We start from the raw sequence: 15,629 nt of genomic DNA on the forward strand, positions 1-15,629 counted from the left end.
CATACAGCGAAAAAAGGGGACCAGCGAAAAGGAGCGAAAAAGGGCAGCGAAAAAGGGGACAAACGAAAAAGGGGACAGATTTATTTTTCACACTCTAAATTTCGACTTGCCCCATTTCCAGCGCTAGGCGTCCTCACTAACATCTTCAACATCAAGCTTCGTCGCCGCCTCGGCTATGCAAAGGCAGAAATCAGAGTAGAAAATAAATCTGTCCCCTTTTCAGTCCGCCAACGTCAAATGCCTCCCCAGTTTTAGACTTTTACCTGTTACGGCACTTCCTTGAAGAATTGGCTCTATATTTTCATAGCCAGCACGTGCCAAACCATCTCGCGTATCTGTGCCAAAGCGCACGAAATCATCTGCACTTGAAAAACCCTTTTGGATTACACCCCCTTTTGCACCAACAGTAAATCTATGACTTCAAGCCCTTCAGATGCTTGAATGGCCCCTCTTCCAAAGAGAACCCCATATCCAAGGCCAATTGAATAGCTTCGGCATATTCCTCATCACTTATAGATACATCATATTCGCAAATATGGTCACACAAAATCTCGAAAGCCAGACTCTCTTCACTATATCCGACATAATCTAATGCTCCCTGAAGCAGCGTAGAATCTAGCCGCCCCTGGAATCGCTCTCCAAATTTGACAATACGATCAGCGTACATAGAGACCTACTTTATGGGCTTATAGGTTGGAATTGGTGCATTATCGGGAAAGGCCGTGACCACCTTGCCTGTAGCTGGCTGGTAAACAACACGCATACGAACTCCGTCACGCACTTCATAAGCAACCCATTTGGCAGGATCGCCTTTGCTTGTATAAATCCCGCCAGTTCCTGTTTGGGCGTACCACTTGGTATTAGGAGACGTCGCAATGTCGCCAACCTCGTGAACTATTTTAACTGCCGACCAACTCTGAGGGAAAACTGTCTTCCCTGGTTGACCTGGCCACATATGGCCACCACTTCCAGGCTTGTCGCCATACAAAATATGTTTTTTAGCTTCAGGGGAAAGAATATCGACATAATCCTTTCCAGTCGCTTTTGCACCACCAAAGCCTGACGCACCTGCCCCGGGCCTAGATGCAATGATATCCCTTTCCGCCGCCGCCAGCTCAGCAAGGTTCCCCCCCACCTTCGGCTTGAGCCCTGACTCCGTATAGAAATACAGCTTTCCGTCCGAAGCCAGGTATTCAAAGCTGCCCGTCCTGCTGTTGAATACGGTTTGGTATCCATCCAGCTTGGCCACATTGGCGCCAACCCCACTGGCATCGAGATACCAGGCAGGTAGCCCGACCACCTCTCGAGCTGCAGCGCCCGCACCGGCCACGGTGCCCGCCCTCGCCGCCTCCTCGCTGGCTGCCAGCGCTCTAGCAACCTGCCCCAGTTTGGCCACCCGATTGACCGCGACGAAGTTCATGTAGAACTGCATCTGCCAGTCCATCTCGACCCTTGCCGCTTCCTCGGACTTGCCCTGCAGGCGCAGCAACCGTGATTGCACTTGCGCATCCTGCTTGGCCTGCAGGAACGACTTGACGACTGCCTGCGGGTCGCGGGCCGAGGTCATCAGTTCATTAAGTATTCCTGTCGTAGTACGCTCAGGTTGCTTGACCAGTCCCTCGGCCAGCCCGGCAAGGTCCTTGAGGACGCCACTCAGGGCATCGCCAATCCCTTTGCCTGCACCTACGGCGTCCCCGCCCAAGTCGACTTTTTCGAAGTTCAGGTTCTTCTGGTAATAGTCGGCCCCCTTACCCGTCAGCGTGAACTCGCCATTCAACCTTGCATTATTGAAGTCAGCGCTGTGGTTCGTCGCATATGCCTCCAGCAACCCTAGCGTCTGCTCCGTGGTGTAACGCTTGTCTGGGTCCTCTATTACCGGGACGTCTCCCATGGCCTGGGGCACGTCGAAGCGCTTGGCCAGTGGCGTCAGTGCCTGGGCCAGGTACCTCATGGTGACGGGGTCGATAACCAGGCCTTCCTTGGTCAACATCTCCTGCCATTGTTTGTCGGTGAGGTAGGCGAATGCCCGGGCCATGCGTTGCTCGGCCTCTTCGGGGCTGATGCCCTGCGCCTTGGCCAACGCCTCGGCCTGGCCCTTGATCAGGCGCATTTCGTCCGGGTGCGCCTGACGGTTGTACTGGTCGGCCATCTGCGCGACCCAAGAACCCTTGTGGATATCGCCCCCAGCCAAGCCGGCCGAGGTCATGCCGATCAGCTGGGCGAACGCTTCTCGCAACTCGGGCTTGGATGCGAAACGCTCCTTGAGCACGCCGGCCATGGCCTGGCTGGCCCCCGCCGCCACGGCACCCGTGATGAAATCGCCCCCCGTCGCCGAAGAAATGGCGCCACCGGCCAGTGCGTGCAGTGTGGTGCGGCCAATACCCCCTTCTTTCCACATCGCCGCAGTGCTGTTGTCCTTGGCCGACTCCGCCATGCTGACCTGCTTGTCGGCATAGGTCCCGATGTTGTTGAAGGCCACGGCAGCCGCGACGGTCGCCGCTTGCGAGACCAGCCCCTGGAGCAGGTTGTCGCTGAGGCTGCCGCCATTGACCGCCGTCTTGACCAGACCGGACGTCAGGCCGATAGCACCGGCATGCAGGCTGAAGCCACCGATACCTTCCAGGGTGCCCAGGTTGAAACCATTGGTTTTGTTGAATGCCGCATCGGTGCCGCGCAACGCCGGGGTGATGAACTTCTGCGCCAGCCCGGCGACCGCCATGGAGATCGCGGCATTCTTCAGGCTGTCCTTGCTGAACGTCTCCTTCAGCGCCTTGCCCAGGTTGCCCTTGTTGTTGATGGTGCTGGCCGCGCCGGTAGTCGCCAGGCTCGTGGCACCGGCCAACGGCACGCCTGTCAGCCCCAACCCCGCCGGGCCCATGGCCACGGCCATCAGAATGGCGATGGCCAGCTGGGCGGCCGGGCCAAGGCCGGAGTTGTTGTACTTGAAGCTGGTATGGATCTCTTGCACCTGGCGCCAGTCGACGCCGCCTTGCGCTTCCAGGTCCTTGAGCCAGGCCAGCTTGGGATCGGCCTTGACCATCGCGTCGATGGACTCATGCACCGACTGCTGGTTGACCTGCCGCACATCCGCGCGAATCTTGCCGACGGCGTTGATCAGTACTTCGCCCTGGGCCACCAGTTCGCTCTGACGCAAGGTCTCGTCGCTACGCCCCTTGCCCTTCATGCTGAACCAGCCGGCGTCGGACTTGCTCTTCTCGTGGCTCTCGTCGTGCAGGTCCTTGACCCCTTCGAAGGTGATGTCACCCCCGCTGTCCAGGGTCAGGTCGGCGCCACTGGTGAGTTTGGCGGCCTGGTAGAGCTGGTCACCCTTGCTTACCAGGTGCAGGTCGGCGCCGCTGGTAATCTTGCTGCCGACATGGGTGAGCTGGGTAACTTCGTCGCGCTGGGTCTGCTTGCTGCCCCAGCCTCCCTTCTTCTTCATGTCGTAGAGCGAGTAGTCGCGCTCCTGCCCGGCGATCAGGCTGATATCGTTGCCGGCATAGACATACGCCTCGTCACCGGCTTGCAGATTGCTGGCCACCAGGTTGACGTCGGTGCCGGCAACGGCATTCAGGCCGCTTCCGGCACTGAAGCTGGCCGCGACCAGACGGCTGTGCTCCTCGACTTCGTGGATTTTCTTGTTGCCTTTCTTGCTGCGGCTGTCGATCGCATGGGAGTCTTCACCGGCCACCAGGCTGATATTGCCCACGGCACTGGCTTCAAGGCGCTTGCCCGCCTTGGCGCTGCTCGCCTCGACATACAGATCACGGCCTGCCTGCAAGTTGACGTTGCCTGCGGCCTCCAGGCTGGAGCCCAGCTGGGTGACCGTATCTTCCGTGCGCAACCCACGGCGCAGGGCTTCGCGAGTGATGGTGCGATCCTGCACGGCAAGCAGGTTGATGTCGCCTCCGGCCTTGGCTTTCAGGTCGCCACCGCTGCTGATCTGGCCCTTGTTGGTCAGGTCGCCAGCGGCATTGAGGTTCATGGCGCCACGCGCCCGGATGATGGCGCCGGCATCCAGATGGGTCTTGCTCCCCGCACCCACCACCACTTCGGTAGCGGTACGGTCGTTGAGGATCTCGCCCTTGAGCGACTCAAGGTCGACCCGGTTGCCACGGATCTCACCGGCCAGGGCATTGCGGATGCTGTCCTGGGCCATCAGGGTCAGGTGTTCATTGGCCACGGCCAGGCCGCCCTGGTACAGACTGCCGCCGGCTACGGCCGTCAGGTCGTTGCTCGCCCGCAGGCTACCGACACTCTTCAGGTCGCCGCCGGTGACCAGGTTTAGGTCACGCCCCTGGATCAGGCTACCGCCACGCAGGTTGCGCGAATCGACCTTGGCCAGGTACAGCACCGGGGCCAGGACCTTCTCGCCCCCGACAACCCGCTCTTCCATCCAAACGATGTCATGGGTCAACGCCGCGACCTGTTCGCCGGTAAGGCCCACGCCCACGCTCAGGCCAAGGGCATCCTTGCTGGCCACGGCGTTGTCCATCAGGTACTTGAACTGCTCGTAGTCACTGGCCAGGCCATCGGCGAGGAAGCGCTGGCCGGTCTGCGCGCGCACTGCATCGGCGATCAGGCGCGTCTCGTAGCGGCCGTCGCCAAGGCGGCGCCAAGCCTGGTCGGGGTCGAAGCCGAGGTTGCCGAGCAGATAGTCCGAGGCCATGAAGCGCCCCAGGTCGGTAAGCTCGGGGTTGGTCTCGATCAGGTAGTGGGCGGTCGGGTCCTGAGTACGCACGAACAAGCCGTACTCACCCTGCGGCAAACGGAAACTCGGCAAGGCGGTCGGGTCGACGCTGACGAACGGGGCGCCGCTGAAGTCGACCGGGACGAAGCTGATCTGGGTGCTGCCGTCGGCAGCCGTGGTTTCGACACGTTTGACATCGGCTGGCAAGCCCGGATCACCGGCCTGGGTGCCGATTACTATGCGTACCCCACCCGCTCCTACGGCCGCACTGTCCAGGGTCTTGGCGCTGAGCTGGGCATTGCTCTGTGCATCGAGGGTGCCGTTGACCAGCTCGCCGCTGACGTTCAGCGCCAGGGTGCCACCGGCCTGGACGGTGCCGACGTAGGCGGTGTCGGTACCGGGCTCGACGCGGGTAATGGGCTTTTCACTGGGGTACATGGTCACGGCGGCCGGTATCGGCGCCTGCTTGTCCGGCGGCAGGCCTCGGTTCACCGCATTCCAGGCGTTGGTGGCCGCCTCGGTGACACGGTAGGCGCCCTTGCTCACCCCCTGCAGCCAGTAACTGACCTCCTCGATCTCCTTGTCCAGGGTCCGACCACGGTTGTGGAAGTTCACCGCACTGGCGGTCAGGTCGCCGTTGGCTGCCAGCAGGCTCTGGCGGTTGTCCACCGTGCTCGCATCGAGCGCCATGTCACGGTTGGCCAGCAGTCGAGCCGCGGGCGAATCGCTTTCGATGGTGCCTTTGTAGGTGGTGGTGACGATGTAGGATCCGGAGTGACTACGACCGCTGCAGTCAGTGCAGTTGATGCGGATGTAGCGGTCGGCGATGGTCCGGCCGGGGACGAAGATAGCCTTGGCGTTCTCCAGTGAATCGACCTTGAGGTCGATGCTGCCTTCACTCTCGATACTGCCCGAGAGGTTCTGCAGGCTCGCCGCCCGGCCTCCACCCAACGCCGCGTAACTGAAATCGCCCTTGCTGTAGATGTCGGCGTAGCGGTTGAGCAGGCTGCTACTGCGCAGCGCCAACGGACCGCCGGCGAACAGCAGGCTGTCCTGCTGGTTGTTGATCGCCCCGCTGGCGCGCAGGGTCGCCTTGCCCTGGGCGCCGAGGGTGCCCTGGTTGTCGATGCTCGCGGCCGTGATGTCCAGAATCTGGCTGCTGGTCAGCCGGCCACGGTTGCTCAGCGCACCGCCCAACTGCACGGTCATCGCCTCTTTGCTGGCGATACGGCCACCGTCCTGGGTCAGGTTGGCGCCGTTGATGCTCATGGCCTTCAAGCTGGAGAACAGGCCACGGTTGATCAGGTCGCCGGCAATCTCCAGGGTCAGCTTGCCGTCGGTGACCAGCTCGCCGGCATTGGTCAGCTGCGTGCCGGCCAGGCGCAGGTCGCTGGCACTGGCGATACGCTCGCCTGCGCCCAAAGTGATTGCCTGCAGGCCACTGACATCCAGGGCGCCATTGCTGTGCCAGGTGCCCACGCCGGTGACGTTGGCAAAGGTCCAGATGCCCTTGCCCATGCTGCTGAGGGTGCCCTGGCTACCACTGAAACTGTTGGCATCAAGCACCAGGCTGCCGAGCCCGGCGTGCTCCACGCTACCGCCCTGGTTGAGCAGGCTTGCGGCCTTGACCTCGAGGTCGGTGGTGGCGCTGGCAATACGGCCACCGCGGTTGTCCAGCACACCGCTCAGCGCGATGCTGGCCTTGTCGCCGGCATGGGCGATCAGCTTGCCGCCGCTGTTGTCCAGGCTCTGGCCCTTGAGCTGCACGGTGTCGCTGGCCTCGATCAGGCCGCTGCGGTTGATCAGGCGCTGCACGGTCAGTTGCTGGTTGCCGGCCAGGCTGGTCAGGCTGCCGTTGCTGTTGTCGGCATCGCCGGCCACCAGGGTGATGGCGCTGGCGGTCAGGCTGCCCTGCTGGTTGTCCAGGCGGCCTGCGCCGAGCAACAGTTCGGCCAGCGAGCCCCCAGCGACCAGCTTGCCTTGCTGGTTGCGCACGGCGGCGGCCTTGACCAGCAGGCCTTCGCTGCCGGCCAACACCTGGCCACCGACACGGTTGTCGACGCTGTCGGCGACCAGCTCCAGGCGGCTGCCGAGCAACTGCCCCGCGCGGTTGTCCAGGGTGCCGTGGGTAGCGCTGGTCTTCACCGTCTTCTGCCCGACCACCACGCCGGCCTGGTTATCGATACTGGCGGCGTCAATGTCCACATTGGCGACAGTCGCCTGCAAGCGTCCGCCACTGTTGTTCACGGCGCCGCTGGCCTTGACGCTCAGCGCGCCCTCGTCAGCCACCACGCGGCCTTTCTGGCTGTTGTCCAGTGAGGTGCCATCGAGCGTGACGCTGGCGCCCAGCAGGGCGCCGCCTTTGTTGATCAATGCACCGCCGTCGACCTGCAAGTGGGTCTTGGCCTGCAAGGTGCCGCCGCTGTTGTCCAGGCGCTGGTGCGCGGTGACGGTCGCCGTGCCCTCGGTGGCCACGACGCTGCCACCCTGGTTGTCGAACTGACCGGCCGTGACGACAAGGCTCTTGCCCACCACGCTGCCGCCCCGGTTGGCCAGGCTGCCCGCCTTGAGCTGCTGGTGGCTGGCAGAGAGCGTGCCGCCCAGGTTGTTCAGTTGCGTCACGTCGACGGTCAGCTGGCCATCGCTGGCGATCAGGCCTTTGACCCCGTTGTTGACCTGGCCGCCGTTTACCTGCAGTTCGCTTACCCCAAGCACCTGGCCGCCCTGGTTGTCCAGGCGCTCACGGGCGCTGACGGTGGTGCTGCCGTCGCTGCTCAAGACGCCGGCATCGCGGTTGTCCAGCACCCGGCTGGTGACCTTCAGCGCGCTGCTTGCGAGGATTTGGCCGTTGCGGTTGTCCAGTGTGTCGGCCGCCAGGGTCTGGCGTTGGCCTTTGAGCGCGCCGCCACTGTTCACTACGGTATCGCTGACCGTCAGCGTCAAGTCGCGGCTGGCCACTATCTGCCCGCTGTTGACCAGGCCGGTGCTGGTGAGGGTCAGGTCGGCATTATCGTTGCGGCGCTGGTCCGCCTCGACCCCGGCCTCGATCACCCCCTGGTTGCGCACCTGCGCGCCGTCCACCGTCACGTGCTGACGTGCCGCCAGGCTCTGGCGCACTTGCACGTCGCCGCCGCTGCGCACGTTGGCCTCGCCCCCGGCGTAGGTGTTGCCGGTCAGCTCCACCTCGCCGGCCTTGAGCTGAATGTCGCGGCTGGCACTGGCGTTGGCCAGGGTCAGCTTGCCACTGGCGTCGATATCCAGGTCGCCGCCTGCGGCCGCCACGTCGCCGGCCAGGCGTACACCCACGCCCTGTTCGGTACCCACCAGGCGGATCGCCCCGGCGTACATGCCGCCCAGCGCCGTGCTGTCGATGGCCAGGCTCGGCGCCGCGCTGCCATCGCTGGCGCGGGCGCTGGCCTTGAGGGTGTCGGCATCGACGTCGTTGCGCCCGGTGACGATATCCAGTTGCTTGGCGTGCAGCTTGGCGTTGACCTTGGCGCTGCGGGTGATCAGCTCGAAGCTGTCGAGGTTGCCGGCATCGAGCCCGGTGCCTTCGATGGCAATGGCACCGCCCTCGACCCGGTAGCTGCGCACCTGGCCGTTGTCGAGGATCGGCTTGCCGGTGCTCAGGGTCACCCGCGGCGTGTTGATGAAGCCGCAGCCGTCGCAGGTAATGCCGTGGGGGTTGGCGACGATGACCCGGGCGCTCTGCCCGGCCACCTCGGTGTAGCCGCGCATGATACTGGGGTTGCTGCCGGTCACCTCGTTGAGGATGGTGCTGGCCGCCGTGCCCTGCAGGTTTGGGTTGCCGAGGATGATCCCGCCCAGCTGGGTGCCCTGGGTGCGCCCGGTGGCATTGTTGAGGATCAGCCCCTGCTGGCCGACGTTGTAGTCGCTGAACTGGTTGTGTGACAGGCCGCTGCCGTTGGGCGCGGCGATGTTGACGATGGGCACGCCGTTGCCTGCCTGGCCCAGGCTGGTGCCTGGGGCGCTGACCGCGATACCGTCGGCCTGGGCCCAGATCGGCTGCCAGAACATGACGTTGGCCAGCAGAAACGCCAGGCCGCGCTTGGGCAGGCCGCAGAAGCGCTCACGGGGCTGAATTTGGGCCGAGCGTTGGCGGGCCAGGAAGGCAAACAGGCGGACGTCCATGTGGAATCTCGTGGGTAAGGCGGGGATGAGTCGGGTGAGTCAGATGAGTCAGATGAAGAAGTCGAGGCGGAAATACACTGGGCGTTCCTTTTCGGTCAGCACGTCAGGGCGTTCCAGGCTGTGGGCGAAGGTCACGCTGGCAGCCATATGTTGGCCGCGGGCGAACAGCTCCAGCGAGTGGCTGCTGGCACGGCCGTGGTACTCGCCGTTGTAGCGATCGTTGCGGATCACCCCGAGGTCGTAGCCCAGGCCCAGGCCGTACTCGGCCACCAGCGGCTGCAGCAGCGGCCAGTTCACCGGACGGGTCCAGCGCAGGTCGTTGCGCCAGTAGCCGCCGCTGTCGCCGGACAGCGACTGGTCCTTGAGGCCGCGCACCGACGACAGCCCGCCGAGGCTGATGCGCTGCGGGCTGAACAGCACGTCCTCGCTGCGCTGGCCGGTGGCCAGGCTGGTGAAGCTCAGGCGCTCGCCGAACAGGTCGAAACCCTGCACATAGCTGAGCGTGGCGCTGTACTTGCGGTAGCGCGCCACCGGCTGGCCCGGGCGTGGATGGCCATTGTCCTGGGCGTCAAAGGCGCCGATGCCTTCCTGAGTGCCCAGGTCGACGTTGACGAAGGCATTGCCCAGGCGCCGGCCATGGTTGATGCCGAACTGCGCCTCGCTCAGGCGGTTGCTGCTGCCTTCCAGGCGGCTGTCCTCGATGTAGTTGTTGGTGCGCAGGTGGGCCATGCCGGCATTCAGCGAAGTCTTGCTGGTGGCATCGCGGTGCACCACGCGCTCGGCGCGCAGCTGGTGGTTCTGGCTGTCGCCGGTCTGCTTGAAGGCAAAGCCGTTGGCCTGGGCCAGGGAGCGGTATTCGCTCTCGCTATAGCTGTAGCTGAAGTTCCACCAGCCCCACGGCAAGTTGTAATACAGCACGCCGTTCTTCGAACCCTGGGTATGGTCGCTGACCACGTCGTGCCCACCGCGCAGCATCAGCTGGTCGGCCAGGCCCAGCGGGCTGTCCCATTCCAGGCCGAGGTTGAGCATCTGCTCGCCGGTGCTGCGCTGGCCTTCGTTGTTGCGCGACAGCGAGGCGCGCCAGGGTTTCTGTTGGGTGTTGCGCACCAGCACTTCGCTGCCGCCGACGGCCTTGCCCGGGGTCAGCTCCATCTGCGCCTTGTTCGACGGCAGGCGGTTGAGCTGGTCGACCATCTGCTCGATCTCGCGCAGGTTCAGGCGCTGGTCGATATCGCCGGGGAAGGTCATGGCCAGCTCACGCTCGCTCAGGCCGCTGGCCGGGTCCGGGCGCAGCCCTTCCAGGCGCCCTTCCACCACCAGTACCTGCAGATGACCCGAGGACAGGTCCTGCTGCGGCAGGTAGGCGCGGCTGGTGACCAGGCCACGGCCCAGGTAATGGTCGGTGATGGCCTTGAGCAAGGCGTTGAGCTGGGTGACGCCCAGGCACTGATCGATGAAGGGCTTGAGCAGGCGCTCACGGTCGGCGGCGGGCAGGCTGTCGGCGCCCTTGAGCTCGATGGTGTGGATATCGAAGCAGCGGGTATCTTCGGACCGTTGCTGCTGGGTAGGTTGCGCGCTTTCGCCGGGCAGGTTGCGCAGGTCCTCGAGCCGCCGTTGCTGCTCTTCGAGCAGGCGGTTCTGGCGTTCGCGAATCAGGTCCTGGTCACCCGGTGAAACGGCCCAGGCCAACGGGCTGCACAGTGTTGCAACAAATGCGAAGCGCGCATAATTGCGCGCTGAGCGAAGACGTACCGGCATACCTGTCTCTGGTGATCAACGTAAAGTGGCGCGCATAGTAAGTGGCCATCATATTGACGTCAATTTGCCATCACCCAGCTTTTCCCGTTTTTCCGCCAGCGGCTGCACAAGCGCCGATCCATAGCGCTTGCAGCCGTCCACCGTCCGCCCATCAGACACCCTCCCAAGCAGGCGTCTGATGGGCCTGCCTGATCAGGGCATTACAGGCGGGACATAGTGCAGTGTGGTGCCCAGTGCCCACAGCAACACCAGCACCAGTGGCACATGCACCAGCAACTGCACGAACGAGAAGCCGATCAGGTCACGTGCCTTGAGCCCCAGCACCCCCAGCAGCGGCAGCATGTAGAAGGGGTTGATCAGGTTCGGCAGCGCCTCGGCGGCGTTGTAGATCTGCACCGCCCAGCCCAGGTGGTATTGCAGGTCGTTGGCCACCAGCATCACGTAGGGCGCCTCGATGATCCATTTGCCGCCGCCGGACGGAATGAAGAAACCGAGCACCGCCGAGTACACGCCCATCAGCAGCGCGTAGGTGTCATGGGTGGCAATCTGGGTGAAGAACACCGAGATGTGGTGGGCCAGGGTCTGGGCGTCCGCGCCCTTGACCTGGGTGAGGATGGCGGCGATCGAGCCGTACAGCGGGAACTGGATCAGCACCCCGGTGGTGGTCGGCACGGCGCGGGTCACTGCGTCGAGGAAGCTGCGCGGACGCCAGTGCAGCAAGGCGCCAAGCATGATGAACAGCAGGTTGTAGGTGTTCAAACCGGAGATCGCGGTGATCGCAGGCTTGGTGGCGAACTCCTGGTACAGCCAGCCGGCGGCCAGGGCGACCAGCAGCAGGATCAGGATCGGGCTGTATTCCAGCCATTCACCCGGGCGGGTGCGCTGTGGCGACGGCGGCGCGCTGAAGCTCGGGTCGACGCCGCAGCCCTGGGCGCTGCGGGCGCTGTTCGGCCCGGGAGCGGTGGCATAAGCCACGACCAGCGAGACGACCACCAGCGCGGCGAGCATCACCCCGGACTGCCAGAGGAAGATGGTCTCGGTGAACGGAATCACCCCGGTGATCGACAGGATCGACGGCGGCAGGCTGGCCGGGTTGGCCTGCAGCTGCGCGGCCGACGACGACAGGCCCAGCGCCCACACCGCGCCCAGGCCCAGGTAGGCGGCGGCGCCGGCGGCGCGGTAGTCCATTTTCAGGTCGCTGCGACGGGCCAGGGCGCGCACCAGCAGGCCGCCGAACACCAGCGACAGGCCCCAGTTGAGCAACGACGCGAGCATCGAGATCAGCGCCACCCAGCACACCGCCGAGCGGCCGTTCTTCGGCAACCGCGCCAGGCGGTCGATCAGCCGGGCGGCGGGCGGCGAGCTGGCGACCACATAGCCACCGATGACCACGAAGGCCATCTGCATGGTGAACGGGATCAGGCTCCAGAAGCCGTCACCGAAGGCCTTGGCGGTGTCGGTGGGCTTGCCGCCCATGGCCAGGGCGCCGAGGGACACCAGCATCACCGCCAGGGCGGCGAACACCCAGGAGTCGGGGAACCAGCGTTCGGCCCAGTTGGAGCAGCGCAGGGCAAAGCGGGCGGAGCGGCTGTCTTGGATATCAGCGGCCACGATGTTTTCCTTTTTCTGATTTTTATAGGACTGAAACGGCGTCGCCCCATCGCGGGGCAAGCCCGCTCCCACGAGGGATGCGTGGTCCTTCGTGGGAGCGGGCTTGCCCCGCGATGGGGCGCTTGCAGCGGTATTGCTTAGAAGGTCATTTCCTTCACATCGTCGGCCACGATCAGCTTGCCGGCGGTCTTCTCGATGATTTCCTCGACGCTCACGCCCGGGGCGGTCTCGCGCAGGATGAAGGCACCGTTTTCGATCTCAAGATACGCCAGGTCGGTGAGCACCTTGCGGATGCAGCCGGCACCGGTCAGCGGCAGGCTGCACTTGGGCAGCAGCTTGGACTCGCCGTCCTTGGAGGCGTGGGTCATGGTGACGATGATGTTGTCGGCGCCGGCCACCAGGTCCATGGCGCCGCCCATGCCCTTGACCAGCTTGCCGGGGATCATCCACGAGGCGATGTTGCCCTGCACATCCACCTCGAAGGCGCCAAGCACGGTGAGGTCGACATGGCCGCCACGGATCATGGCGAAGGATTGCGCCGAATCGAAGATCGACGCGCCACGGCGGGCGGTGACGGTCTGCTTGCCGGCGTTGATCATGTCGGCGTCGATGGTGGCTTCGGTGGGGAACTCGCCCATGCCCAGCAGGCCGTTCTCCGACTGCAGCATCACTTCCATGCCCTCGGGCACGTAGTTGGCCACCAGGGTGGGGATGCCGATGCCGAGGTTGACGTAGTAGCCGTCCTTCAGTTCACGGGCGACGCGTTGCGCCATTTGTTCGCGGGTCAATGCCATGGTCAGGATCTCTTTGTTGTTCTTGAGGACGGCGCTCAGGCCTTGACGGTGCGCTTTTCGATGCGCTTCTCGAAGGTGCCGACGATGACCCGGTCGACATAGATGCCCGGGGTATGGATCTCGCTGGGCAGCAGCACGCCGGGCTCGACGATCTCCTCGACCTCGACCACGGTGATCTTGCCGGCGGTGGCGGCCAGCGGGTTGAAGTTCTGCGCGGTGTTGCGGTACACCACGTTGCCGTAGTGGTCGGCCTTCCAGCCCTTGACGATGGCGAAGTCGCCGGTGATGGATTCTTCGAGGATGTACTTGCGGCCGTTGAACTCGCGCACTTCCTTGCCTTCGGCGACCGGGGTGCCGTAGCCGGTGGCGGTGAAGAAGGCCGGGATGCCGGCGCCGCCGGCACGCATCTTCTCGGCCAGGGTACCTTGCGGGGTGAGTTCCACTTCCAGTTCGCCGCTGAGCAGCTGGCGTTCGAACTCGGCGTTCTCGCCGACATAGGAGGCGACCATCTTGCGGATCTGCCGGTCCTCGAGCAGCACGCCCAGGCCGAAACCGTCGACGCCGCAGTTGTTGGACACCACGGTCAGGCCCTTGACGCCGCGACGCTTGATCTCGGCGATGAGGTTTTCGGGGATGCCGCACAGGCCAAAGCCGCCGGCCAGCACGGTCATGTCGTCGGTCAGGCCCGCCAGAGCCTCTTCATAAGTTGCTACACGCTTGTCCAGTCCGGCCATGCTCAGTCGCCTTTTGTAGTTGTTGGAACCGTACGGTCATCTTCACTGTAGTCGACTGATTTGTTAATTTTGTTTTCATCATCGATTGATAACTTTTACAAAACAAAGGGCCCGCCCCATGAACGTCAAGCAGCTGCGCGCCTTCGTCACCGTGGCCAAGTACCAGAGCTTCGCCCAGGCCGGCGAGCACCTGCATGTCTCGCAACCGGCGCTGAGCCTGACCATCAAGGCGCTGGAGGACAACCTCGGCGGCGCCCTGCTCACCCGCACCACCCGCAGCGTCAGCCTGACCCCCGAGGGCGAGGTGTTGTTGCCGCTTGCCCGACGCCTGCTGGCCGACTGGGACGACACCGAGGAGATGCTGCGCCAGCGTTTTACCCTGCAACTGGGGCGGGTCTCGGTGGCGGCCATGCCGGCCTTTGCCGGCAACCTGCTGCCGCAGTCGCTCAAGGTGTTTCGCCAGCGCTACCCCAAGGTCAACGTCACCGTGCACGATGTGATCAACGAGCAGGTGCTGGAACTGGTGCGCCACCGTCGCGTCGAACTGGGCATCGGCTTCGAGCCCGAGAGCAGCGAGGCGCTGCGCTTCCACCCGCTGTACCTGGACCGTTTCGTCGCGGTAGTGCCCGCCGACTCGCCCCTCGCCCGCCAGCCCCAGGTGCGCTGGCCGCAGCTGCTGGCCGAAGACTTCATCGCCCTGCAGCGGCCTTCCGCGGTGCGCCTGCTGCTGGAGCAGCACCTGGCCGCCAACCATGGCAAGCTGGCGGTGGCCTTCGAAAGCCACCAGCTGTCGACCATCGGCCGCATGGTCGCCAGTGGCCTGGGGGTCAGCGCGGTGCCGGCACTGTGCATCGGGCAGATGCAGGAGCTCGGCGCCCGCTGCGTGCCGTTGGTCGAACCGACCGTGGAGCGGCGCATCGGCGTGATCGCCCTGAGCGATCACAAGCTGTCCAAGGCTGCCGAGGCGCTGCTCGATGTGCTGCTGACCCATACCCATCCACAGGAGGTGACATGCGTTACGTGAATCTGGCGGGCTCCCGCGTTCCGGCCATCGGCCAGGGCACCTGGTACATGGGCGAGGATCCTGGCCGCACGGCTGCCGAGGTGGCGGCACTGCAACAGGGTATCGAGCTGGGCCTTAGCCTGATCGACACCGCCGAGATGTACGCCGAGGGCGGCGCCGAGCGCGTGGTCGGCCAGGCCATCGCCGGGCGCCGCGACCAGGTGTTCCTGGTCAGCAAGGTCTATCCGCACAATGCCAGCCGGCGCGGCGTGCCGGCCGCCTGCGAACGCAGCCTCGAACGCCTGGGCACCGACTGCATCGACCTGTACCTGCTGCACTGGCGCGGCCAGTATCCGCTGGAGGAGACCGTCGAGGCCTTTGAGCGCCTCATCGAACAGGGCAAGATTCGCCGCTGGGGCGTGTCCAACTTCGACCTCGACGACCTGCGCGAGCTCGACAAACCCGCCTGCGCCACCAACCAGGTGCTGTACAACCCGGCCGAGCGCGGCATCGAGTTCGACCTGCTGCCCTGGAGCCAGCAGCAGGGCCTGCCGACCATGGCCTACTGCCCGCTGGCCCAGGCCGGACGCCTGCTGCGACATCCCGTGCTGGGCGACATCGCCGCGCGCCATGGCGCCACGCCGGCCCAGGTGAGCCTGGCCTGGGTCACGCGCCAGGAGGGCGTGATCGCCATTCCCAAGGCCACCGACCCGGAGCATGTGCGCCTGAACGCGGTGGCGGCAGGGCTGATGTTGAGCGAAGCAGACCTGCGGGCCATCGACCAGGCCTTCCCCGCGCCGACCCGCAAGCAGCGCCTGGCAATGGCCTGAACCCCTACAGGGGCCGGCATGATCGACAACAAAGCAAGATCGTTCAAGCCGCCCCCG

The 15,629-nt window shown here is 64.5% G+C and carries 7 protein-coding genes and 2 pseudogenes; 2 read left to right on the forward strand and 7 right to left on the reverse strand.

Annotated features, from left to right (window positions below; all coding sequences use genetic code 11):
• Positions 1-412: 412 nt before the first annotated feature.
• The 7 genes and pseudogenes from HU751_RS08015 to HU751_RS08040 form a co-directional block, all read right to left on the reverse strand.
• A complete protein-coding gene (locus HU751_RS08015; protein WP_133595281.1) occupies positions 413-667 on the reverse strand; it encodes a MafI family immunity protein in 255 nt (84 codons plus the stop codon).
• 6 nt (positions 668-673) lie between these two features.
• Positions 674-1,036, reverse strand: a pseudogene (locus tag HU751_RS27245) (EndoU domain-containing protein); the annotation flags it as partial.
• Positions 1,037-2,353: 1,317 nt separating this feature from the next.
• A pseudogene (locus HU751_RS08020) lies at positions 2,354-8,842 on the reverse strand (two-partner secretion domain-containing protein); the annotation flags it as partial.
• Positions 8,843-8,890: 48 nt separating this feature from the next.
• Positions 8,891-10,600, reverse strand: a complete 1,710-nt coding sequence (locus tag HU751_RS08025) for a ShlB/FhaC/HecB family hemolysin secretion/activation protein (protein WP_217862536.1) — start codon at positions 10,598-10,600, stop codon at positions 8,891-8,893.
• Between the two features lie 192 nt (positions 10,601-10,792).
• Positions 10,793-12,211, reverse strand: coding sequence for a short-chain fatty acid transporter (locus HU751_RS08030; RefSeq protein ID WP_186734369.1), 1,419 nt, complete (start codon positions 12,209-12,211; stop codon positions 10,793-10,795).
• Between the two features lie 137 nt (positions 12,212-12,348).
• Entirely contained in the window at positions 12,349-13,005 is a 657-nt protein-coding gene (locus tag HU751_RS08035) for a CoA transferase subunit B (protein ID WP_050705131.1), read from the reverse strand.
• 35 nt (positions 13,006-13,040) lie between these two features.
• Positions 13,041-13,739 carry a CoA transferase subunit A gene (locus HU751_RS08040; RefSeq protein ID WP_110739717.1) on the reverse strand — a complete coding sequence of 233 codons (699 nt, stop codon included), beginning with the start codon at positions 13,737-13,739 and terminating at the stop codon, positions 13,041-13,043.
• A gap of 118 nt (positions 13,740-13,857) precedes the next feature.
• Here HU751_RS08040 and HU751_RS08045 point away from each other — a divergent pair, with 118 nt between their 5' ends.
• On the forward strand, positions 13,858-14,763 hold the full coding sequence (locus tag HU751_RS08045; RefSeq protein WP_050705129.1) for a LysR family transcriptional regulator: 906 nt from the start codon (positions 13,858-13,860) through the stop codon (positions 14,761-14,763).
• Entirely contained in the window at positions 14,751-15,572 is an 822-nt protein-coding gene (locus HU751_RS08050) for an aldo/keto reductase (RefSeq protein WP_186734370.1), read from the forward strand. The genes HU751_RS08045 and HU751_RS08050 overlap by 13 nt, the downstream gene beginning before the upstream one ends.
• The last annotated feature ends 57 nt before the right edge of the window (positions 15,573-15,629 follow it).

Source organism: Pseudomonas peradeniyensis (assembly GCF_014268935.2).
Taxonomy (GTDB): domain Bacteria; phylum Pseudomonadota; class Gammaproteobacteria; order Pseudomonadales; family Pseudomonadaceae; genus Aquipseudomonas; species Aquipseudomonas peradeniyensis.